The sequence below is a fragment of the Rhodobacter calidifons genome (genome assembly GCF_011174775.1).
GTDB lineage: Bacteria > Pseudomonadota > Alphaproteobacteria > Rhodobacterales > Rhodobacteraceae > Tabrizicola > Tabrizicola calidifons.
On the sequence record NZ_JAANHS010000006.1, the window covers coordinates 62577 to 84765 of the forward strand.

The following is a 22189-nucleotide window of genomic DNA, read 5'->3' on the forward strand; positions in this document are numbered from 1 at the left end:
GGCAAGTTGTAAATCTGGGCGGACAGTATAGGCTGGGGGCATGACACAGCACACTCGGTCCGGCCAGGTTGACAGGCTGCCCTCTGCACTGGATGGCCGCGGGCGGGCCGTCGTGATCGGCGCGGGGCTTGGGGGCCTTGCCTCGGCGATGCGGCTGGGGGCCAAGGGCTGGCAGGTGACGGTGGTGGACCGGCTGGACCGGCCGGGGGGGCGGGGGTCCTCGATCACGCAAGGGGGCCACCGGTTCGATCTGGGGCCGACGATCGTGACGGTGCCGCAGACGCTGCGCGAGTTGTGGGCCGTGTGTGGGCGCGACTTCGACCGGGACGTGCGGCTGGTGCCGATGGACCCGTATTACAGGATCCTCTGGCAGGATGGGTCGAGCTTCACGATGGGGCCGGGCGATGCGCGGATGGAGGCCGAGGTGGCGCGGCTGTCGCCGGGTGATCTGCCGGGGTTCCGGCGGTTCCTGAAGGACGCCGAGGCGCGCTACTGGTTCGGGTTCGAGGACCTGGGGCGCCGGTCGATGCACAGGCTGGTCGATCTGATCAAGGTGCTGCCGAAGTTCGCCTGGTATCGGGCGGATCGGTCGGTCCATGCCCATGCGGCGCGGCGGGTGAAGGACGAACGGCTACGCTTTGCGCTGTCGTTCCATCCGTTGTTCATCGGGGGCGATCCGTTCCATGTGACCAGCATGTATGCGCTGGTCAGCCATCTGGAGCGGGCCTTTGGCGTTCACTATGCGATGGGCGGCGTGCAGGCGATTGCCGAGGCCATGGCGGCGGTGGTCCGGGATCAGGGCGGGTTCGTCGTGCAGGGGGTCGAGGCGGACGAGGTGCTGGTCGCTGGCGGCCGGGCGTCGGGCGTGAAGCTGGCGGATGGGCGGGTGCTGGCGGCGGATGTCGTGGTGTCGAACGCCGATCCGGGGACGACCTATACGCGGCTGTTGCGCAAGCAGCCGGTGAAGCGCTGGACTGCTCCGCGCCTGATGCGGTCGCGCTGGTCGATGAGCCTCTTCGTCTGGTATTTCGGGACCAGGGGGACGAGGGAGATGTGGCCCGAGGTCGGGCATCATTCCATCGTCGTGGGCCCGCGCTATCGCGCGCATATCCGCGACATCTTCCAGACCGGGAAACTGTCCGAGGACATGAGCCTGTATGTCCACCGCCCCTCGGTCACCGATCCGTCCGTTGCGCCGGAAGGGGACGACACCTTCTACGTCCTGTCGCCGGTGCCGCATCTGGGGCATGACAACGGGGTGGACTGGGCGCAGGAGGCCGAGCCCTACAGGCAGAAGATGCTGAAAGTGCTGGAGGAACGGCTGTTGCCGGGCCTCACGGGCCGGGTGACGGAAAGCCTGGTCTTCACGCCCGAAACCTTCCGCGACCGCTATCTGTCGCCGCATGGGGCGGGCTTCTCGCTGGAGCCGCGCATCCTGCAATCGGCCTGGTTCCGGCCGCATAATGTGTCCGAAGAACTGCCGGGCCTGTATCTGGCGGGCGCGGGGACGCATCCGGGCGCGGGCGTGCCGGGGGTGATCGGGACGGCGGAGGTGCTGGCCTCGCTGGTGCCGGATGCTCCGGTTGCGGCGCGGGCGTCCGTGCGGATGGCGGCGGAATGATCGCGGCGGAGGACATGGCGGCCTGCCGGGCGATGATCCGCACCGGGAGCCTGTCGTTTCATGCGGCCAGTCGCCTGTTGCCCGCAAGGGTACGAGACCCGGCGCTGGCCTTGTATGCCTTCTGCCGGGTGGCGGATGACGATGTGGACGAGGTGCAGGACAAGGTGCATGCCGTCCTGCGGCTGCGCGAGCGGCTGGACCTGATCTATGCCGGACGACCGGAGCCGCGGCCTTCGGACCGGGCTTTCGCAACGGTAGTGCGGGATTTCGACATGCCGCGCGCCTTGCCCGATGCGCTGCTGGAGGGGCTCGCCTGGGATGCGATGGGGCGGCGCTATGCCAGCCTGGCCGACCTGCACGCCTACAGCGCGCGGGTCGCGTCGAGTGTCGGCGTGATGATGTGCGTGCTGATGCGGGTGCGCGATCCCGATGCGCTGGCGCGGGCGGCGGACCTGGGGCTGGCGATGCAGCTGACCAACATCGCCCGCGACGTGGGCGAGGATGCGCGGGCGGGGCGGTTGTTCCTGCCCCTGGACTGGCTTGAGGAGGCGGGGATCGACGCCGATGCGTTCCTTGCGGACCCCCGGCCATCGGCGGCGCTGGCCGGGGTGGTGCGGCGGCTTCTGGCGGTGGCCGATGATCTTTACCGGCGGGCAGAGGCGGGCGTGTCATCGCTGCCGTCCGACTGCCGGCTGGGGATCGCGGCGGCGCGGCATATCTATGCAGCCATCGGGTCGCAAGTGGCGCGGGCGGGGTTCGACAGCGTGACCCGGCGCGCGCGGACCTCGCGCGGGCAGAAGCTGGCGCTGATGGGACGGGCGGCGGGGTCGGCGGTCCTGTCCCATCTCATGCCGCAGCCCGCGCAGCTGCATGCCCGGCCGGTGCCCGAGGTGGCCTTTCTGGTCGAGGCGGCGGGCCAGCGGTCGGCGCGGCCGCAGCGGTCCGAGACCCTGCTGCAAATTCTGGCACAGCTCGAGGCGCGCGACCGGCGCGGGGCGGCGGGCTGAGGGAACCACCCGGACGGCGCTGGCGTTCGGCCTGCGTTACCGCTAGGGTGATGCGATGGATATCTGGGTGTTCCTTGTCTTTCTTCTGGCCTGCGGGCCTGCCGCCGCGACCGGCGCGATGTTTTCGCCGGGCGCATGGTATGAGGCGTTGAAAAAGCCCGTCTGGACCCCTCCGAACTGGCTGTTCCCGGTGGCCTGGACCACGCTTTATCTGTGCATGTCGCTGGCGGCAGAGCGGGTGGCGCGGCAGGCGGGGGCGACCCCGGCCGTCGGCATGGCGCTCGCGCTTTATACCTTGCAGATGGGGCTCAACTGCCTGTGGACGCCGGTCTTTTTCGGGCTGCGGCGGATGCGGGCGGGGATGCTGGTGCTGGCGCTGTTGTGGCTTGCGGTGGCCGCGACGCTGGTCGCGTTCTGGCGGTTGGACTGGATCGCGGGGCTTCTGTTCGTGCCTTACCTCACCTGGGTCACGGTGGCGGGGGCGCTGAACTGGTCGGTGGTGTCGTTGAACCCGGATCAGGCGAAGGGGCCAGTGACCGTTTAAGGCCAGAGTGCCCGGCGCGGGACCCTCACCGCGAGCATCGGTTTCAGAAGCGGCTGGCGGAAGCGGACAAGATCCAGCGCCTCGTGCATCCCGAGGGTGCGTTCGCCGTCGATGGTCGTTTCCACCAGCGCGCGGGAGTAGAACGGGGCCTCCAGCAGCGACAGGTGCGGGCGGGGTTTCGTGCCCCGATCGGCGCGGGTTTCGCGGCGGACGGCCCAGGGGTTGCGCTGGAAGCGCGTGCGCGGGGGGGCGGTGGTTTCGCGCACCTCTCCGTCGGGGGTGATTTCCACTGCAAGGTCGAAGTGGCGGCCGTCGCGCAAGGTCGCGTCGTAGAAGCACATCGCGCGGTCCCGCAGCGGGTAGCGGCCCCAGGTCCAGAAAGCGAAGTCGGCTTCCAGCGCGCGGGTGCCGAAATTGGCGTCGAAATAGCCGTGGCCGCGCCAGCGGTGGCCCTGGGTGAGGCTGACCTCGATGTCGGCGATCGGAGCGAAGGGGCGCCAGAGATGGGCGGCGTCGGGGGTCAGGAGGACCTCGGTCCGCGTGACGGCACGGGGGGTCAGCACGACACGGCCCCGGACGGGCGTGACCATGGGCGGGGCGCCCCATTCGTTGACCTCGATGACCAGTTCCTTGCCGGTCCAGGTGACGGAGGAGGGGCCGATCTGAAGCCGGTCCGGGGATTGGCGCAAGGCAGAGCGGCCCCGGTCGGTCATGGTGAAGCGGCCGTTGAGGCCGGAGGTGACGACGTTGAGGCAGCAGTGGTTTTGCGGCTCGCGCCTGCCCGACCATTTGTACCAGGGCGAGAAGACCGAGCCGATGAAGGCGATCAGCGAGACGGCCTTGGTCCCGTCGTCAGAGATGCCGTCGACATACCACCAGGCATAGCCGTCCGGGCCGACGTCGAGGCTGAAGTCAGGTCCTGAAGCGCCTGTAAGGCGGCCTGCCTGCCGGAGAGCAGCGCCATCGGCACCCCCGCCCCCGGATGCACGCCGCCCCCCGCGAGGTAGAGCCCCGGCAGGCCGGTCCGCGCCACCGGACGCCGGAAGGCCGCCAGCGTCCCCTCGGGCGAGGCCCCGTAAATCGCGCCCAGGGAGGCCGGGAACCGCGCCGCGAGGTCCTTCGGTCGGGTCAGCGCCTCGGATCCCGGTGGGGGCGAGAAGGTCAGGCCCATCAAGCCCAAGGCTGGGAAGGTGCGGTCGTGGCATGATTGGTCCTCGTCCTTGTGGTCGGGCTGGCCTGCCGGGGCGTTCAGGATGATCTGGAAGCGTTCGGTGGCGGGTGTCGGCCCCAGCTCGCGGTCCTGGGCGTTGAGGTAGAGGGTGGGGCTGTCGGGCATCCTCCCCGCGCCGATGGGGCCGAATTCGGCGCTTGGGTCGGCGGTGAAGAAGAGGTTGTGGTGGATCAGGTCCTGCGCGCGGGGGCCTTGCGGGATGGCGGCGAAGGACCAGACCCAGGCGGAAAGGCTGGGTTTGCCGGGGGGGGTGAGGGCGGATTGGGCGGCCTCTCCAAGATGGCCGTCGGCAAGCGCACGCGGGTCGCCGTTGAAGACGACGATGTCGGCGGGGTGGTGGCCCTGGTCGGTTTCCACATGGGCGACGCGGCCGGACTGGCGGGTGATGCGGCGGGCTTGGGTGGCGTAGTGGAAGCGGACGCCCAGGCGTTCGGCTGCGCGGGCAAGGGCAGCGGCGAGGGCCTGGATGCCGTCGGTCACGGCCCAGACGCCCTGCGCCTCGGCCTGCCAGACCAGCGACAGGACGGCGGGCGTGTGGGCGGGGCGGCCACCGACGTAGGTCGCGTAGCGGCCGAAAAGCTGGCGCAGGCGCGGGTCGCGGAAGAACTGCGTCAGCCAGCGGTCCAGCGTCATGCCGGGAAGGAGGGCGGGCCAGAGTCCGGGTTTGGTCAGGGTGGTGCGGGCGATGGCGGCAAGGTCGGGTCTGGCGGCCCGCATGACGGGCTGTTCGAAGGCGTCGTAGAGGGCGCGGGCGGCGGTGTCGAAGCGGGCGAAGCCTTGCGCCTCACGGTCGCCGGCGAAGGCGCGGATCGCCTCGACGTTGGCCTCGCGGTCGGGGAAAAGGTCGAGGGGGCCGGAGCCCGGCCACCAGTGGCGGGCGAGGCGGGGGAGGCGGGTGATCCCGACCTCGGCCTCGGTGGTGGTGCCGCAGAGCGCGAAAAGCGCATCGACCTCGGACCGCAGGGTCAGGACGGTGGGACCCATCGCCGCCGGTCCGGCCGGGGTTTCGCGGGCGCGGGCCTTGCCGCCGGGGGTCTTGGCGGCCTCGACCACGGTCACGCGGCAGCCCGCGGCGGCAAGGCGGATCGCGGCGGCCAGCCCCCCCATTCCGGCGCCGATCACCACCGCGCGGGGCTGGCCTTTCACATCGGCGGAGGGCATTCGGATCGCCTCTTGTCAGCTTTGAAAGACAGACTGGTGTAAATTCAAGTTTACACATGCCGGCCGCAATGCCAAACTGAATCGACAGGCCCAGAGAGGAGTCCTCCGCCGTGCCATTCGCCGAGCGTATCGAGAAGGCCCTTCACGACAGCCTTGCGCCCCTGAACCGGAAGGACGCGCCGCCGAAGCTGGCGGCGGCGATCCCCTATGCGGTTTTCCCGGGGGGCGCGCGGATCCGGCCGACGATCCTTCTGGCGGTGGCCACGGCCTGCGGCGACGACCGGCCGGAGCTTTCCACCGCGGCGGCGGTGGCGCTGGAGCTGATCCATTGCGCCAGTCTTGTGCATGACGACCTGCCCGCCTTCGACGACGCCGACCTGCGGCGGGGCAAGCCCACGGTCCATCGCGCGTTCAGCGAGCCCCTGGCGGTGCTGGCCGGGGACAGCCTGATCGTCCTTGCCTTCGAGGTGCTTGCGAAGGCGGGGCACCATGCCCCCGACCGCGCGCTTGCGCTGACCGGGGCGCTGGCGCGGCACACCGGCGCGCCCTTCGGGATCTGCGCGGGCCAGGCCTGGGAGAGCGAGCCGAAGGTGGACCTTCTGGCCTACCATCGGGCCAAGACGGCGGCCCTGTTCGTCGCGGCGACCCAGATGGGGGCGCTGGCGGCAGGGCAGGAGGCCGAGCCCTGGACGGAACTGGGCGACCGGATCGGGGCGGCCTTCCAGGTGGCGGATGACCTGAAGGATGCGCTGCTGACCAGCGATCAGATCGGCAAACCTGCCGGGCAGGATGCGGCGCATCTGCGGCCGAATGCCGTGCAGGCGATGGGGGTCGAGGGGGCGGTCGCGCATATGAAGGATATCCTGGCGGGGGCGATCGCGTCGATTCCGTCCTGCCCTGGCGAGGCGATGCTGGCGGGTCTGGTCACGGCCTATGCCCGCAAGATGACCGTCCTGCCCGAGGCCGCCAGATGAACGCCGAGCCGCGCCCGCCGCCCGCGCGGCCCGAGGCGCTGGGGTTTCTGACCCGCCTGGCGCTGTCGCCCCGGTTCCACCGGCTGGCTGCCCGCATCCCCGGTCTGCGCTGGAAGGCCAGGGCAGAGGGGGCGGCTCTGTTTCAGGTCATCTCGGGTTTCGTCCAATCGCAGGCGCTGGTGGCGCTGGTCGAGGGGCGGGTGCTTCATGTCCTCGCCTCGGGCGCCAAGACGACCGAGGATCTGTCGCGGCATTGCGCCATTCCGCCAGCGCCGCTGGAGGTGCTTTTGCGCGCGGGGGCGGCGTTGAGGCTGTTGTCCGGCGATCGCAGGGGCCGCTGGCATCTGGCCCCGCGCGGGGCGGCCTTCCTGACCGTGCCCGGGCTGGAGCCGATGGTCAGGCATCACCATGTGCTTTATCGCGATCTGTCTGATCCGCTGGCGTTTTTCCGGGGTCAGACCGAGACGGAGCTTGCCGGGTTCTGGCCCTATGTCTTCGGGGCCCTGGCGCAAGAGGACGCAGGGCTGGCGGCGCGCTACAGTCGGCTGATGGCGGAAAGCCAGGTGCTGGTGGCCGAGGACACGCTGCGGCTGGTGGACCTGTCGAAGCGGAGCCATCTGCTGGATGTGGGCGGGGGCACGGGGGCGTTCCTCGCCGAGGTGGGCCGCGTGCACCCCGGGCTGAAGCTGTCGCTGTTCGACATGCCCGCCGTGCTGGCCGGGGTGCCCGCGGCGCTGCGGGACCGGATTTCCCTGCATCCCGGCAGCTTCCGCAGCGACCCGCTGCCGGTGGGTGCGGACGCGATCAGCCTGATCCGGGTGCTTTACGACCACGACGATGCGACGGTGGCCGCCCTCCTGGCCAAAGTCCACGCCGCCCTGCCGCCGGGCGGAATGATCCTGGTGTCAGAGCCGATGTCGGGCGGCGACAGGCCGGACCCTGCGACGGACGTCTATTTCGCCATCTACACGCTGGCGATGCGGACCGGCCGGACCCGGTCTGCGGCCGAGATCGCGGGACGGTTGCGTGCAACAGGTTTCACCGATCTGCGCCAATGCCCGGGCGATCGGCCCTATGTGACCTCGGTCGTGACGGCCAACCGGCCTTGATAACGCGACATATTCGCCCGTTTTTTGCGATATGCCGAAAAGTTGTCCAATTAATTTGACATCCCAAACTGTCAGTCTAGACTTACACATAGTGCGAAGCTCGCACCGATTCAGGAAGGCTGCAAGTTCGTGGACGCCAATGCTGTCATCCTCTCGGGTCCTCAATCCCTGAAGCTAGGCGCGGTCGGGTTGAAAGCGCCGGTGCCGGGCGACGTGGTGGTCCGGGTGCGGCATTCGGGGATTTCGACGGGCACGGAAAAACTGTTCTGGCTGGGCACGATGCCTGCGTTTCCCGGAATGGGCTATCCGCTGGTCCCGGGCTATGAGGCGTTCGGCGAAGTGGTGGAGACCTGCGGCGAGACGGGCCTTGCGGTCGGCGACCATGTCTTCGTGCCGGGGGCCAACTGCTATGAGGGCGGGGTGCGCGGGCTGTTCGGCGGGGCATCAAGCCTGCTGGTGACTCAGGCGGCACGGGTGGCAAAGCTGGATGCCGGCTATGGCGAACGGGGCGCGCTGCTTGCGCTGGCTGCCACGGCCTATCATGCGCTGGCCGGCGGGCCGCTGCCGGATCTTGTCATCGGACACGGGACTTTGGGCCGTCTTCTGGCGCGGATCGCGCTGGTGATGGGCGGCGCTCCTGTCGTCTGGGAGATCGACGCTGCGCGTCGGTCCGGGGCCGAGGGCTATGAGGTCATCGCGCCGCAGGATGATCCGCGCCGCGATTACAAGGTGATTCTCGATGCCTCGGGCGCGGCGGGTCTGCTCGACACGCTGGTCCCCCGGCTGGCGAAGGGCGGCGAGGTCGTTCTGTGCGGCTTCTACACCGCCCCGATCAGTTTCGCCTTCCCGCCCGCCTTCATGAAAGAGCTGCGGCTGCGGATCGCCAGCGAGTGGCAGCCCGCCGACCTGGAGGCGACGCGCCGTCTGATGGACGAGGGCCGGTTGTCGCTGGACGGGCTGATTACCCACCGCGCCGCCGCGGCCGATGCGGCCTCGGCCTATGCGACCGCCTTCACCGACCCCGCCTGCCTGAAGATGATCCTGGATTGGAGTGCCGCAGCATGACCGAAGTTCCCAATCTGAAGGATTTCGACGCCCGCCTGCGCGACGAGGCCGCGATGGAGCCGTCGCTGGAGATCCCGCAGGACCCGCCGTCGAAGAAGACGCAGATCATCGCGATCTACGGCAAGGGCGGGATCGGCAAGTCGTTCACGCTGGCCAACCTGAGCCACATGATGGCGGAAATGGGCAAGCGGGTCCTGCTGATCGGCTGCGATCCGAAGTCGGATACCACCTCGCTTTTGTTCGGCGGCAAGGCTTGCCCGACGATCATCGAAACCTCGACCCGCAAGAAGCTGGCCGGTGAGGAAGTGAAGATCGGCGACGTCTGCTTCAAGCGCGGCGGGGTCTTTGCAATGGAACTGGGCGGCCCGGAGGTCGGTCGCGGTTGCGGCGGGCGCGGGATCATCCACGGGTTCGAACTGCTGGAGAAGCTGGGGTTCCACGACTGGGACTTCGACTATGTGCTGCTGGACTTCCTGGGTGACGTGGTCTGCGGCGGCTTCGGCCTGCCGATCGCCCGGGACATGGCGCAGAAGGTGATCGTGGTCGGCTCGAACGACCTGCAAAGCCTGTATGTGGCCAACAACGTCTGCTCGGCGGTGGAATACTTCCGCAAGCTGGGCGGGAACGTGGGCGTGGCTGGCCTGGTCATCAACAAGGATGACGGGACCGGAGAGGCCGCGGCCTTTGCCAAAGCGGTGAACATTCCGGTGCTGGCCTCGATCCCGGCGGATGACGACCTGCGGCGGAAATCGGCGAATTATCAGATCGTCGGCACCCATGCGACGCAATGGGGCGGGCTGTTCGAGATCCTGGCCAATGCGGTCGCGGATGCGCCGCCGCTGCGCCCGAAGCCGCTGACGCAGGACGGGCTGCTGGGTCTGTTCGATGCGGAAACCACCGGCAAGGACTTTGTGCTGGAACCCGCGACGGATGCCGACATGCGCGGGTCCTTCGCCGCCGTGAAACCCAGCCTGGAAGTGGTCTACGACAATGTTTGACCTTGATCGCCTTGCTGAACTTGACGCCGCGATCGCGGGACTTTCCAACCCCGCCCCGGACCTGATCCGGGGCCTCAAGCGTCGGCCCGAGGCCCCGGATCAGATCCGGGGCGGGGTCACCGCCGGGCGCGAGGGGAAAGCAGCATGACCGACCACCTCGCCCCCTTTGACGGTGTCGGCTGCCACTCCGGTGCAGAGATGGCCGAGGCTGCGCGGGCGGCTGGTAACTCGGAAGTGCTTGACCGCTATGCGGCGGACTATCCGCAGGGCCCGCACGACAAGCCGCAGTCGATGTGCCCGGCCTTCGGAAGCTTGCGCGTCGGTCTGCGGATGCGGCGGGTGGCGACGGTGCTGTCGGGATCGGCCTGCTGTGTCTATGGGCTGTCGTTCGTCAGTCATTTCTATGGTGCGCGCAGGTCGGTGGGCTATGTGCCCTTCAACTCGGAGACGCTGGTGACCGGCAAGCTCTTCGAGGACATCCGCGATGCGGTGCATGAGCTGGCGGACCCGGACCGCTATGACGCGGTGGTGGTGACGAACCTCTGCGTTCCGACGGCAAGCGGTGTGCCGCTGCGGCTGTTGCCGAATGAAATCAACGGGGTGCGGATCATCGGCATCGACGTGCCGGGGTTCGGGGTGCCGACCCATGCCGAGGCGAAGGACGTGCTGGCCGGGGCGATGCTGGCCTATGCGCGGTCCGAGATCGAGGCAGGGCCTGTTGCCGCGCCTGCTCAGGGTCGCAGCGACCGTCCGACCGTGACCCTTCTGGGCGAGATGTTCCCGGCCGACCCGATGATGATCGGCGCGATGCTGGCGCCGATGGGTCTGGCGGCGGGTCCGGTCGTGCCGTGCCGCGAATGGCGCGAGCTGTATGCGGCGCTGGATAGTGGCGTCGTGGCGGCGATCCATCCGTTCTACACCGCCGCGATCCGGGAGTTTCAGGCGGCTGGGCGGACCATCGTCGGCAGCGCCCCCGTGGGCCATGACGGCACGATGGAGTGGCTTGCGGCGATCGGGGCGGCTTACAATGTGGCCCCCGATCTGATTGCAGCGGCGCAGAATGCCTTTGGTCCGGCGATCAAGGGGGCCCTGGCGGCCAACCCGATCAAGGGGCGGATCACGCTGTCGGGCTATGAAGGGTCCGAACTCCTGGTCGCTCGCCTGCTGATCGAAAGCGGCGCCGAGGTGCCCTATGTCGGCACGGCCTGCGCGCGGAACGAATGGTCGGCGGCGGACCGCGAGTGGCTGGAGGCCAGGGGCTGCGTGGTGAAATACCGTGCCAGCCTGGAGGATGACCTGGCCGCGATGGAGGCGTTCCAGCCGGACCTCGCGGTCGGGACGACTCCGGTGGTGCAGAAGGCCAAGGAGAAGGCTACCCCTGCGCTTTACTTCACCAATCTGATTTCCGCGCGGCCCCTGATGGGACCGGCGGGGGCGGGGTCGCTGGCTCAGGTGGTGAACGCTGCGATGGGCAACAAGACCCGGATGGAGGGCATGAAGGCCTTCTTCGAAGGGGTCGGCACGGGCGATACCTCGGGCATCTGGGAAGGGCCGCCGAACCTGCGCCCCGATTTCCGGGCGATCCATCAGAAGAAGCTCGACAAGGCCGCCAAGGCTGCGAAGGCGGAGGAGATGATATGACGCTCCGCCCTGTCCACCCGCGCCAAATTCCTTCGAAGGAATTTGCAAATCTTTTCGAAAAGATTTGCGGCTCCCGGCTGGCGGAGGTTGCGCCATGCTGATCCAGGATCATGACCGGGCGGGTGGCTACTGGGGGGCGGTCTATGCCTTCTGCGCGGTGAAGGGGCTTCAGGTCGTCATCGACGGACCCGTCGGCTGCGAGAACCTGCCGGTGACGTCCGTGCTGCACTACACCGACGCGCTGCCGCCGCATGAGTTGCCCATCGTGGTGACGGGTCTGGGCGAGGAGGAGCTGGGCCGCGACGGCACCGAAGGCGCGATGCGGCGGGCCTGGAAGACGCTTGATCCCGCGCTGCCGGCGGTGGTGGTTACTGGCTCGATCGCCGAGATGATCGGTGGCGGGGTCACGCCGCAGGGGACGAACATCCAGCGCTTCCTGCCGCGCACCATCGACGAGGACCAGTGGCAGGCCGCCGACCGGGCGATGACCTGGATCTTCACCGAATTCGGGATGACCAAGGGCCGGATGCCGCCCGAGACGCCGCGCGCCGAGGGGGCGAAGCCGCGCGTCAACATCCTGGGGCCGATGTACGGCACGTTCAACATGGCGTCGGACCTGGCGGAAATCCGCCGTCTGGTCGAAGGCATCGGGGCCGAGATCAACATGGTGATGCCGCTGGGTGCCCACCTGGCCGAAATGCGGAACCTGGTGAACGCCGACGTCAACGTGGTGATGTACCGCGAGTTCGGCCGGGGCCTCGCCGAGTGTCTGGGCAAGCCCTATCTGCAAGCGCCGATCGGCCTTGAATCCACCACCCTGTTCCTGCGCACGCTGGGCGAGATGCTGGGGCTGGACCCCGAACCGTTCATCGAACGCGAGAAGCATTCGACGCTGAAGCCGCTCTGGGATCTCTGGCGGTCGGTCACGCAGGACTTCTTCGCCACGGCCAGTTTCGCCATCGTCGCGAACGAGACCTACACGCGGGGCATCCGCAAGTATCTGGAAGACGACCTTGGCCTGCCCTGCGCCTTTGCGGTCCCAAGGCTCGCGGGCAAGAAGACCAACAACGAGGGTGTCAGAGCGCTGATGAAGCAGCACCGGCCGCTGATCGTGCTGGGGTCGATCAACGAGAAGATGTATCTGGCCGAGCTGAAGGGCGGGCATGGCCCCGCGCCCAGTTTCATCCCGGCCAGTTTCCCCGGCGCCGCGATCCGGCGCGCCACGGGGACGCCCTTCATGGGCTACGCGGGGGCGGTCTATCTGCTGCAAGAGGTCTGCAACGGCCTTTTCGAAGCGCTGTTCCACATCCTGCCCCTGGGGTCGGAGATGGACAGTGCCGAGGCGACACCCACCACGTTGCGCCGCGACATGCCATGGGATGCCGACGCGCAACTGGCGCTGGACCGCATCCTGGCCCAGCACCCGGTGCTGACCCGCATATCCGCTGCGCGCAGCCTGCGCGATGCGGCTGAAAAGACCGCGCTCGACCATGGGGCCGAGCGGGTTGTCCTTGAATTCGTCGAAGCCCTGGCAGGCGGAAGCCGCACAGGGTCTGCAAGGGGAGAGAAAGCATGAGCGACCAGAGCTACATCAGCCACGTTCAGCTGAAAGCCGCGCATCACACGCGCACGCCCAAGGCCGAATATGCCACCTATTTCGCGCTGATCCTGATCCTTGCGTTGCCGGTGCAGGGCCTGGTCTGGCTGGCCCAGGCCCTGCGGCACATGCGCCTTCCGGCCGAAGGTCCCCTAGCACGCGCGCTGCGCGATGCCGAGGAGATCACGCCCTTGATCTTCCGCCCCTGAACGGGCGGATCCAGTGACCGACGTGGTGCGCCCGCCCGTCCGGTGAAGCCTTCGGGGAGGGCGGGGGAAACCCCGGCCTTTCCGGACCAGACGGAGCAGCAGTCCGCTGTCCCGTGAACCCAGCCGCAGGGTATGCGGCGTCAGTCAACCCCTTCGGAGGATAACATGGCTGATAAATCCGACCTGAGTTTCACAGGTCTCACCGACGAGCAGGCGCAAGAACTGCATTCCGTCTACATGAGCGGGCTCTGGCTGTTCACAGCCATCGCCGTGGTTGCTCATCTGGCGGTCTACATCTGGCGTCCGTGGTTCTGAGGAGGAACGAGAAATGTCCAAATTCTACAAGATCTGGCTGATCTTCGATCCTCGTCGCGTCTTCGTGGCACAGGGCGTGTTCCTGTTCCTCCTGGCCGCAATGATCCACCTCGTGCTGCTCAGCACGCCGGCCTACAACTGGTTCGACATCGCGGCCGCAAAGTATGGCTACGTCACGTCCCAGTAGGCTTGACTGACCGTTGCGGGCGGCGGTCTTCACCGCCTGCCGCCCGCAACAACCTGACGTCTGACACATATCCGGCAAGCCAGACCGCCCGCGCCCGACGGCGGCCGTGGCCGGAGAGAAAAGGAGAGGGAAGCATGGCACTGCTCAGCTTCGAACGAAAGTACCGCGTGCCGGGGGGCACGCTGATCGGCGGCAATCTGTTCGACTTCTGGGTCGGCCCCTTCTACGTCGGATTCTTCGGGGTCCTGACCTTTTTCTTCTCGGTGCTTGGCACCTTGTTGATCCTGTACGGGGCCGTGCTGCAAGGCACCTGGAACCCCTGGCTGATCTCGATCAATCCGCCGCCGGTCGAGAACGGGTTGGCCATGGCGCCCCTGCGCGAAGGGGGCCTTTGGCAGATCATCACCATCTGCGCCATCGGGGCCTTCGTGACCTGGGCGCTGCGCGAGGTCGAAATCTGCCGCAAACTGGGGATGGGCTACCATGTGCCCTTCGCCTTCGGCGTGGCGATCTTCGCCTATGTCACGCTGGAGGTGATCCGGCCGGTCCTGATGGGGTCCTGGGGCTATGCCTTCCCCTATGGCATCTGGACGCACCTCGACTGGGTGTCGAACACCGGCTACACCTACGGCAACTTCCACTACAACCCGGCGCACATGATCGCGGTGACCTTCTTCTTCACCACCGCACTGGCGCTTGCCCTGCACGGGTCGCTGATCCTGTCGGCCGCCAACCCCGAAAAGGGCAAGGAGATGCGGACGCCGGATCATGAGGACACCTACTTCCGCGACCTCATCGGCTATTCCGTGGGCACCTTGGGCATTCACCGCCTGGGCCTTCTGCTGGCGCTGAACGCGGGCTTCTGGTCGGCGGTCTGCATCGTGATCTCGGGCACGATCTGGTTCGAACAGTGGGTGGTCTGGTGGGATTGGTGGCTTGAACTGCCCTGGTGGGCCAACATTCCGGGAGGCGTCAATGGCTGAGTATCAGAACATCTTCACCCAGGTGCAGGTGCGCGGTGCCCCCGAAATGGGGATGACCGAAGAGGTCGAACTGTCGAACCGCACCAAGGGGGCAAGCTTCTCGACGCTGGCCGGGTGGCTTGGCAATGCCCAGCTCGGGCCGGTCTATCTGGGCACGATGGGGGTGATCTCGCTGGCCTCGGGGCTGGCCTGGTTCGTCACCGTCGGCGCCTGGTACTGGTATCAGGCGGGCTTCAACCCGGCGGTCTTCCTGCGCGACCTGTTCTGGTTCAGCCTGGAACCCCCGGCCGAGGAATACGGCCTGGGCTTCGCGCCGCTGGCGGAAGGGGGGCTCTGGATCATCGCCAGCTTCTTCCTTCTGGTCAGCGTCCTGGCCTGGTGGGTCCGCACCTATCTGCGGGCACAGGCCCTGGGGATGGGCAAGCATGTCGCCTGGGCCTTCGCCTCCGCGATCTGGCTGTTCCTGGTCCTTGGTCTCTTCCGGCCGATCCTGATGGGGTCCTGGAGCCATGCCGTGCCTTACGGCATCTTCAGCCACCTCGACTGGACCAACAACTTCTCGCTGCAATACGGCAACCTGTTCTACAACCCGTTCCACGCGCTCAGCATCGTCTTCCTCTATGGGTCGGCCCTGTTGTTCGCGATGCACGGGGCGACCATCCTGGCCGTCAGCCGCTTTGGCGGCGACCGGGAGCTGGAGCAGATCGTCGATCGCGGCACCGCGTCCGAACGGGCGGCTCTCTTCTGGCGCTGGACCATGGGGTTCAACGCGACGATGGAAGGGATCCACCGCTGGGCCTGGTGGTTTGCGGTGCTGGTCACGCTGACCGGCGGCATCGGCATCCTGCTGACCGGCACGGTCGTCGACAACTGGTACGTCTGGGCACAGGAGCACGGCTACGCGCCGATGCAATAGGAGGGCATGATGCCGAACGACTATTTCGACGAAAGCAGGCAGACCAGCCTCGCCTTCTGGGGCCTCGGACAGATGCTGAAAGGGGCGGGCTATGCTGCGGCCTTCCTCCTCGCGGTCGGGCTGTTCATCTGGGCTCTCTACCTGATCGGGCTGTTGTTGCCCGAGGAAAGTCGCCAGACCCCGTCGCCCTACGGGGCACTGGAAACGCCCGCCCTGGTGGCGGAAGGTCACGGCCTGGCCTGAGACCGTCCGGTCCGCTGCACGTCAGCGGGCCGGACCTGCCGATCCGAACCCTCCCACGGGTCCGGATGTCGGGACCTCCGGGCCCCGGTTCCCTTCCTGTCGGACGACAGGCACTTGTGCCGTGTGGCCAATCCCCACACGGCACCCTTTGCCCGAAAGGAGCAAACCATGACCGCGCCCGGTTCCCTTGCCTGCATGACCCCGAAACCGATGCTCGACAGAGTGGCCAGCCCCGCCGACCTGCGGGCCTTGCCGGATCGGGACCTGCCGCAACTGGCCGACGAGTTGCGCCGCGAGGTGATCGAGGTGGTCAGCCAGACCGGCGGGCATCTCGGGTCCTCCCTGGGGGTGGTCGAGCTGACCGTGGCGCTGCATGCGGTCTTCGACACGCCCCGCGACAAGCTGATCTGGGACGTGGGGCATCAGTGCTATCCGCACAAGATCCTGACCGGCCGCCGCGACCGGATGCTGACCCTGCGGCAGGCCGGGGGTCTGTCCGGCTTCACCAAGCGGTCGGAAAGCGAATACGACCCCTTCGGCGCGGCGCATAGCTCGACTTCGATCAGCGCGGCCCTTGGCTTTGCCATGGCGCGCGAGATGGGCCAGCCGGTGGGTGACACCGTGGCCGTCATCGGCGACGGGGCGATCACCGCCGGAATGGCCTATGAGGCGATGAACCATGCGGGCCATCTGGGCAAGCGGCTGTTCGTGATCCTGAACGACAACGACATGTCCATCGCGCCCCCGGTGGGCGCGATGCAGACCTATCTGAATTCGATCGCCAGCAAGGAGCCCTTCGCCACCCTGAAGGCCATCGCCGAGGGGCTAGAGGATCACCTGCCCGCCCCCTTGCGCGAAGGCGCCCGCCGCGCGCGCGAGATGGTCAGCGACCGCCCGGGCGGCGTGACGCTGTTCGAGAAGCTGGGCTTTTCCTACTTCGGCCCGGTGAACGGCCATGACGTGCCGATGCTGCTGCACGCGCTGCGCTCGATGCGCGACAAGGCTGATGGCCCGGTGCTGCTGCATGTGGTCACCAGAAAGGGCTACGGTTATGGCCCGGCAGAGGGGGCCGACGACAAGTATCACGGGGTGGCGAAGTTCGACATCGCCACCGGCAGGCAGCACAAGACGCCCGCCAACGCGCCGAACTACACGGCGGTCTTCGGCCAGACCCTGACGGATGAAGCCGCGCGCGACCCGCGCATCGTGGCGATCACGGCGGCGATGCCGGGGGGCACCGGGCTGGACGTGATGCAGAAGCGCTTTCCCGCGCGGGTCTTCGATGTGGGCATCGCCGAACAGCACGGCGTGACCTTCGCAGCGGGGCTGGCGGCGGGGGGGATGAAGCCCTTCTGTGCGATCTATTCCAGCTTCCTGCAACGCGGTTACGACCAGATCGTGCATGACGTGGCGCTGCAGAACCTGCCGGTCCGCTTCATGATCGACCGGGCGGGCCTCGTGGGCCAGGACGGCGCGACCCATGCCGGGGCCTTCGACATCATGTTCCTGGCGAACCTGCCGAACATGGTGGTGATGGCGGCCGGCGACGAGGCCGAGCTGGTCCACATGATCGCCACGGCGGCGGCGCATGACGCCGGCCCCATCGCGCTGCGCTATCCGCGCGGCGAGGGGATGGGGGTGGCCCTGCCCGAACGCGGCCAGCCGCTGGAGATCGGCAAGGGCCGCATCCTGCGCGAGGGCGGCGATGTGGCGCTTCTGTCCTTCGGCGCGCATCTGTCCGAGGTGCTTGCCGCGGCGGCGATCCTGGAGGCCGAGGGGGTCTCGGTCACCGTGGCCGATGCCCGCTTTGCCAAGCCGCTTGATTCGGATCTGGTGGATCGGCTGCACCGCCAGCACCGCAGTCTGGTGACCGTCGAACAGGGATCGACCGGGGGATTCGGGGCGCTGGTCCTGCACCACCTCGCGATGAGCGGACAGCTGGATCGCGGCGGGGCGGTGCCGACGATGACCCTGCCCGACAGGTTCATCGACCAGGCCTCGCCCGCGCAGATGTATGCCTGGGCGGGCCTTGCCGCAGAGGATATCGCAGCCATGGCGCGGGGCACGCTGTCCTCGGCACAGTCGGCCAGAATTGTCAGGCTGCGCTGACAGAAGCCGCATTTCAAGCCGAAAAAACCGCCCGATAGTGTAAACTTCGGACAAGCTTTCGTGCAAACTTGTGCTAGTGTCCTCCGCAAAGACGACCACCGGCGAAGGGGACGGGAGTGAGGTTTCTCCAGGTCTACGCAGTTGTAGACAAGGAATTCCGTCTGCTCTGGGTGGGCGGCGAGTGGGATGAATTCGCGCTTCAGAACGCGGCGCAGCAGGCTGTTGCGAACCATGTCCTTTCGACCTCGCTGATGTCGCATATCGCCGGAGAACAGACACGCGCCGCCACCGCGCGCCTGATCGAGGCCGTGCTGACCACCAAGCGCCCGCTGCGGATGCAGTACCGCTGCGACAGCCCCAGCATGGCCCGGCTGTTCCAGCTGACGATCCAGCCGATGAAGGACGACCGGGCGTTGATGGTGCACGACCTGAAGGACGCCTGGCATTTCTCGCCGCCTCTCAACATGTGGCACTACGATCCGGCTGCGGCCGATTGCAAATGTTCCTTCTGCGGGGCCGTCCGGCTTGAGGGCGAGAGCGACTGGACCAGTTGCGACGACATCGGCGAGCGGCATCCGACGCGCGTGTTCTACGAGGTCTGTCCAAGCTGCCAACGGGCCGTGTCAGAGGCCGTCGAAAGGGTGCTGCAAGGCGATGCCTTCAGCCCGGCGCTGGATCACGACGAGATTCCCGAACCCGGTCGCGCGAAGGACCAGAGCGAATAGAGGTCGGGGCCCAGCCTCTCTGTCTGACGCAGGATGGGGCGCGGGGCGTCCGCCAGGGCGGCAAGACGCAGGTCGCCGAGGGCAGGGTGGCCCTCGGCCCCGATCAGAACACCGCCGGAGAACAGCGCCAGATCGTCCACCAGACCGGCGCGGATAAGCGCGGCGGCCAGAGTGCTGCCGCCTTCGTTCAGGATCCGGGTCAGCCCCCGTCCCGCCAGGCTGCGCAGCGCGGCGGCAAGGTCGAGCCGCCCGTCCGTCTCGGGCACCGCGATCAGTTCGGCCCCGGTCTTATCCCAGGCACGCCGCGCCGGGTCCGGGGCCGAGGCGCCGTGCAGGACCCAGACCGGGTGATCCTTGGCGCTGCGGCCAAGGCGGCTGTCGGGTGCGTGGCGCAAGGCGCGGTCGACAAGGATGCGGACCGGCTGGCGCGGCGCCCCCAGATCGCGGACGGTCAGATCGGGATCGTCGGCCAGCGCGGTTCCAGACCCGACCATGACGGCGTCGTGCGCCAGCCGCAGGGCATGGACCTTGCGCCGGGCCTCTGCGCCGGTGATCCAGCGGCTTTCCCCGGTGGCCGTGGCGATCCGGCCGTCCAGCGAGGTGGCGAGTTTCACGGTCACGAAGGGCAGGCCCTGCGTCACGCGCTTCAGAAATCCGGCGTTCAGCCGGGTCGCCTGTTCGGCCATGACGCCTTCGGACACGGCAATCCCCGCCGTGCGCAGCATCGTATGACCCTTGCCCGACACCCGGGGATCGGGGTCGGTCAGCGCGGTTACCACTCGCGCCACGCCAGCGGCGATCAGCGCCTCGGCGCAGGGCGGGGTCTTGCCGTGATGGGCGCAGGGCTCCAGCGTGACATAGGCCGTGGCGCCGCGGGCCTGCGCTCCGGCCTGGTCCAGGGCCCGGACCTCGGCATGGGGCCGGCCGCCCGGCTGGGTCCAGCCGCGCCCTACCACCAGCCCGTCCCGCACCAGCACGCAGCCGACCGCCGGATTCGGCCAGACATTGCCAAGGCCCCGCGCCGCCAGGCGCAGGGCATGGGCCATATGGCCTTCGTCGCTCACTCTTCCCCGGCGGCTCCGGGCCGAAGCTCGCTTACAAAGCCGTCGAAGTCGTCGGCGGTCTGGAAGTTCTTGTAAACGCTGGCGAAACGGACATAGGCGACCGTGTCGATCCGCGCGAGGCTTTCCATCACGATCTCGCCGATGACCTTGGACGAGATGTCGGTGTCGCCCAGCGATTCCAGGCGGCGCACGATGCCGCTGATCATCTGGTCGATGCGTTCGGGGTCGATCGGCCGCTTCTGCATCGCGATGCGGATCGAGCGTTCCAGTTTCGAACGGTCGAAATCCTCGCGCTTGCCGCTGGACTTGATGACGACAAGATCGCGCAACTGGACACGTTCATAGGTCGTGAAACGGCCACCGCAGGCCGGACAGAACCGCCGGCGGCGGATCGAGACATGATCCTCTGCCGGACGCGAATCCTTCACTTGCGTGTCGATGTTGCCGCAGAACGGGCAGCGCATCGGCTCCCTCCTTGCTTTGGTGTTGGTCCTGCCTCTAGGCCGGGTGTTTCCCCCCGTTTCCCATACCGACTATAGGGGCGGGCCTTGCATCTGGGGAAGGCATATAATCGCGGCCCAGAATATGGGGGCGGCACTGTGGCGGCTTGGACTCACGCCCGGCTTGCGGGGGGCGGAAGCGGAGGGGTAGATGAAGCATGACCGACCCAAGTATCGCCCCCCGCATCGCGCTTTGTGCCATCATCCGGAACGAGATCCGCGCCCTGGTGGAATGGCTGGCGCATTACAAGGCCCTGGGCGTCAGCGAGGTGGTGATCTACGACAATTCAAGCACCGACGGCACCACCGAGGCGCTGCGCGTGCTGGACGAGGCGGGCGAGCTGGTCCACCTTGATTGGCCCCATTCGGTGGGCGCGCGCCCGCAGCGGCTGGCCTATGAACATGCCCGCCGGCACAGTGACGCGGACTGGCTGGCCTTCTTCGACGCCGATGAATTCCTGGTCCTGCACCAGGATGCAAGCCTTGGCGCCTTTCTGGCCCGGATGCCGCCGGATGTCTCGGCTGTTGCGGAGAACTGGATCGTCTTCGGCAGCGGCGGGGCACAGACCTATCTCCCGTTGCCCGTCACCGAACGCTTTACCGAGGCGCTGGCGGCCGATGCGCCTGCGAACCGGACGGTCAAGGCGATCGGGCGGCGCGAACGGCTGTCGGGCACCGGCATCCACCGGGTCGCGGTCGCGCAGGGGCGCTATGTGATGCCCTCGGGCGCCCCGGCCGAGTTCGACGGGCTGACGGCGACCGTGGCACCCGAGGTGACGGTTGCGGCGCTGCATCACTACGCGATCAAGTCACAAGAGGAATTTGCCGAGAAACGGGCGCGCGGCCATGCCAATTCGCAGTTCCCCGAGATCAAGCGGGCGCGCCTGGAGGCAGGTCTTGCCACGCTGGACGCCGGGGGTGCGCGCAATGACATCCTCGCGCGCCGTTCGGGTCCGATGCGGGCCGAGGCGCTGCGGCTGCGCGGCAACCTGCTGGAGGCGGGACTGCGCTTTCCGGTCTGGCCCTTCGTCGAGCATAGCTGAATGGCTGTTCGGAAAAATCTCGTCGATTTCGTCATGTTCGTGTTACAATTTCCCTTTATGCGGATGCGACTCGCCCTTCTGTTTCTCTGCGCGACGCCGGCCCTGGCGAAGGGTCCGATTGCCGAAGTGATCTGCGTGCCGCGCCCTGAACTGGAACGGAAATTGTCCGGTGCCACCGTTTCGGCCGCGGGGCTGCGCGACAGCGAGACGGTGCTGGAAATCTGGACCCGGCCTTCGGGTGACCGGACGCTGGTGCAAAGCTATGCCGACGGGATCGCCTGCATCCTCGCCATGGGCGAGGCATGGGAGGCCATGGTGCCCCCGCCCGCCTGAGGGCGCGGTCCAGAGGAACCCGCGCCGCCGGGTCGGGATCACCGCTCAGGCAATCCCGGCCGGGATCATTGCCTTGCACCAGTTGGCAACCTGGCGCGGATCGGCGGGCAAAGCGGTCACCCCTTCTCCGGCAAAGGCCAGAAAAGCTGCTAGGTTCAACCCGTTGACGCCGATCAGGACCGGAAGCCCAAGCTCCAGCGCGTCGGCGATCACCGGGACCATGCCCTTGCCTTCGGCCTCGCGCTTGCCGAACTTGTTGACGATCAGAACCTCGGCGCCGGGCAGCCGGTTCTGCACGGCGACCACGGTCTGCTCAAGCGCGCCGGAATCCAGCGTGCAACCCCGGGCGAGGTCGCCACGGTCCTCGCTGATGCGGACGACGGGGCCGTCGGGCAAAACCGCAAGGTCCATGTCGCATTTCCGACGGTCCGGGCGTTCGATATTCGACTGCACCGTGCCCGCAAGCCGGACCCCGTCGGCGGCCAGTATAGCGGCGGTTTCGGCGATCAGGGCATCGGTGCGACCGCGGCCCTGCAGGGTGACATAGGCAAGTTTCATCGGCGTTCCCTGAAAAGGAAACGCCGCCCGGGGCCTTCCCGGGCGGCGCAAGGTCA

25 protein-coding genes are annotated in these 22189 nt (G+C 67.7%); 20 read left to right on the forward strand and 5 right to left on the reverse strand.

Annotation, left to right across the window (positions count from 1 at the left end; translation table 11 throughout):
* The first annotated feature begins 40 nt into the window (after positions 1-40).
* Genes G8O29_RS09550 through tspO form a run of 3 tightly spaced genes read left to right on the forward strand, consistent with a single transcriptional unit; the run spans position 41 to position 3172 of the window.
* A complete protein-coding gene (locus G8O29_RS09550) occupies positions 41-1621 on the forward strand; it encodes a phytoene desaturase (RefSeq protein ID WP_166403014.1) in 1581 nt (526 codons plus the stop codon).
* Entirely contained in the window at positions 1618-2628 is a 1011-nt protein-coding gene (crtB, locus tag G8O29_RS09555; RefSeq protein WP_166403015.1) for a 15-cis-phytoene synthase, read from the forward strand. Before G8O29_RS09550 ends, crtB begins: the two co-directional genes overlap by 4 nt.
* Before the next feature lie 55 nt (positions 2629-2683).
* A complete protein-coding gene (gene tspO, locus G8O29_RS09560) occupies positions 2684-3172 on the forward strand; it encodes a tryptophan-rich sensory protein TspO (RefSeq protein WP_166403016.1) in 489 nt (162 codons plus the stop codon).
* Here tspO and crtC read toward each other — a convergent pair.
* Positions 3169-4032, reverse strand: coding sequence for a carotenoid 1,2-hydratase (gene crtC, locus G8O29_RS09565; protein ID WP_367890162.1), 864 nt, complete (start codon positions 4030-4032; stop codon positions 3169-3171). The two genes, tspO and crtC, sit on opposite strands and share 4 nt — an antisense overlap.
* Entirely contained in the window at positions 3999-5564 is a 1566-nt protein-coding gene (crtD, locus tag G8O29_RS09570) for a 1-hydroxycarotenoid 3,4-desaturase CrtD (RefSeq protein ID WP_166403017.1), read from the reverse strand. The genes crtC and crtD overlap by 34 nt, the downstream gene beginning before the upstream one ends.
* Positions 5565-5674: 110 nt before the next feature.
* Between crtD and G8O29_RS09575 the strand changes: the two genes are divergently transcribed.
* From G8O29_RS09575 to G8O29_RS09645, 15 genes are all read left to right on the forward strand, one after another.
* A complete protein-coding gene (locus tag G8O29_RS09575; protein WP_166403018.1) occupies positions 5675-6538 on the forward strand; it encodes a polyprenyl synthetase family protein in 864 nt (287 codons plus the stop codon).
* Positions 6535-7647 carry a methyltransferase gene (locus G8O29_RS09580; RefSeq protein ID WP_166403019.1) on the forward strand — a complete coding sequence of 371 codons (1113 nt, stop codon included), beginning with the start codon at positions 6535-6537 and terminating at the stop codon, positions 7645-7647. Before G8O29_RS09575 ends, G8O29_RS09580 begins: the two co-directional genes overlap by 4 nt.
* Before the next feature lie 129 nt (positions 7648-7776).
* The gene (gene bchC, locus G8O29_RS09585; protein WP_166403020.1) at positions 7777-8712 is read left to right on the forward strand and encodes a chlorophyll synthesis pathway protein BchC; all 936 of its coding nucleotides are present in this window, start codon (positions 7777-7779) and stop codon (positions 8710-8712) included.
* Positions 8709-9710 (forward strand): chlorophyllide a reductase iron protein subunit X, encoded by a 1002-nt coding sequence (locus G8O29_RS09590; protein WP_166403021.1) that lies wholly within the window; start codon positions 8709-8711, stop codon positions 9708-9710. Before bchC ends, G8O29_RS09590 begins: the two co-directional genes overlap by 4 nt.
* A complete protein-coding gene (locus G8O29_RS09595; protein WP_166403022.1) occupies positions 9703-9858 on the forward strand; it encodes a hypothetical protein in 156 nt (51 codons plus the stop codon). The genes G8O29_RS09590 and G8O29_RS09595 overlap by 8 nt, the downstream gene beginning before the upstream one ends.
* Positions 9855-11351, forward strand: a complete 1497-nt coding sequence (gene bchY / locus G8O29_RS09600; protein WP_166403023.1) for a chlorophyllide a reductase subunit Y — start codon at positions 9855-9857, stop codon at positions 11349-11351. The genes G8O29_RS09595 and bchY overlap by 4 nt, the downstream gene beginning before the upstream one ends.
* A gap of 94 nt (positions 11352-11445) precedes the next feature.
* Positions 11446-12927, forward strand: a complete 1482-nt coding sequence (gene bchZ / locus G8O29_RS09605) for a chlorophyllide a reductase subunit Z (RefSeq protein WP_166403024.1) — start codon at positions 11446-11448, stop codon at positions 12925-12927.
* Positions 12924-13157, forward strand: coding sequence for a cytochrome PufQ (gene pufQ / locus G8O29_RS09610; RefSeq protein WP_166403025.1), 234 nt, complete (start codon positions 12924-12926; stop codon positions 13155-13157). Before bchZ ends, pufQ begins: the two co-directional genes overlap by 4 nt.
* 165 nt (positions 13158-13322) lie before the next feature.
* Positions 13323-13472: a light-harvesting antenna LH1, beta subunit gene (gene pufB / locus G8O29_RS09615; protein ID WP_128514097.1), complete on the forward strand. Its 150-nt coding sequence runs from the start codon at positions 13323-13325 to the stop codon at positions 13470-13472.
* 13 nt (positions 13473-13485) lie between these two features.
* The gene (pufA, locus tag G8O29_RS09620; RefSeq protein WP_166403026.1) at positions 13486-13659 is read left to right on the forward strand and encodes a light-harvesting antenna LH1, alpha subunit; all 174 of its coding nucleotides are present in this window, start codon (positions 13486-13488) and stop codon (positions 13657-13659) included.
* 134 nt (positions 13660-13793) lie between these two features.
* Positions 13794-14642: a photosynthetic reaction center subunit L gene (gene pufL, locus G8O29_RS09625; RefSeq protein WP_166403027.1), complete on the forward strand. Its 849-nt coding sequence runs from the start codon at positions 13794-13796 to the stop codon at positions 14640-14642.
* Positions 14635-15558, forward strand: a complete 924-nt coding sequence (pufM, locus tag G8O29_RS09630) for a photosynthetic reaction center subunit M (RefSeq protein WP_166403028.1) — start codon at positions 14635-14637, stop codon at positions 15556-15558. The genes pufL and pufM overlap by 8 nt, the downstream gene beginning before the upstream one ends.
* Before the next feature lie 9 nt (positions 15559-15567).
* Positions 15568-15801, forward strand: coding sequence for an RC-LH1 core complex protein PufX (gene pufX, locus G8O29_RS09635; RefSeq protein WP_242679035.1), 234 nt, complete (start codon positions 15568-15570; stop codon positions 15799-15801).
* A gap of 168 nt (positions 15802-15969) precedes the next feature.
* Complete coding sequence (gene dxs / locus G8O29_RS09640) at positions 15970-17910, forward strand: 1-deoxy-D-xylulose-5-phosphate synthase (protein ID WP_242679036.1); 1941 nt, start codon at positions 15970-15972, stop codon at positions 17908-17910.
* Between the two features lie 116 nt (positions 17911-18026).
* A complete protein-coding gene (locus G8O29_RS09645) occupies positions 18027-18635 on the forward strand; it encodes a hypothetical protein (protein ID WP_166403030.1) in 609 nt (202 codons plus the stop codon).
* Here G8O29_RS09645 and ribD read toward each other — a convergent pair.
* Together ribD and nrdR are read right to left on the reverse strand one after the other, a co-directional pair.
* Complete coding sequence (gene ribD / locus G8O29_RS09650; RefSeq protein WP_367890155.1) at positions 18587-19699, reverse strand: bifunctional diaminohydroxyphosphoribosylaminopyrimidine deaminase/5-amino-6-(5-phosphoribosylamino)uracil reductase RibD; 1113 nt, start codon at positions 19697-19699, stop codon at positions 18587-18589. The two genes, G8O29_RS09645 and ribD, sit on opposite strands and share 49 nt — an antisense overlap.
* Positions 19696-20163 (reverse strand): transcriptional regulator NrdR, encoded by a 468-nt coding sequence (gene nrdR, locus G8O29_RS09655; protein ID WP_128514091.1) that lies wholly within the window; start codon positions 20161-20163, stop codon positions 19696-19698. The genes ribD and nrdR overlap by 4 nt, the downstream gene beginning before the upstream one ends.
* 194 nt (positions 20164-20357) lie before the next feature.
* Between nrdR and G8O29_RS09660 the strand changes: the two genes are divergently transcribed.
* Both G8O29_RS09660 and G8O29_RS09665 read left to right on the forward strand, forming a co-directional pair.
* On the forward strand, positions 20358-21242 hold the full coding sequence (locus G8O29_RS09660) for a glycosyltransferase family 2 protein (protein WP_166403031.1): 885 nt from the start codon (positions 20358-20360) through the stop codon (positions 21240-21242).
* 63 nt (positions 21243-21305) lie between these two features.
* Entirely contained in the window at positions 21306-21575 is a 270-nt protein-coding gene (locus G8O29_RS09665) for a hypothetical protein (RefSeq protein ID WP_166403032.1), read from the forward strand.
* A 45-nt stretch (positions 21576-21620) separates the two neighbouring features.
* Here the strand turns inward: G8O29_RS09665 and G8O29_RS09670 are convergent, their stop codons facing one another.
* Positions 21621-22133 (reverse strand): DUF2478 domain-containing protein, encoded by a 513-nt coding sequence (locus tag G8O29_RS09670; RefSeq protein ID WP_166403033.1) that lies wholly within the window; start codon positions 22131-22133, stop codon positions 21621-21623.
* Positions 22134-22189: the final 56 nt, after the last annotated feature.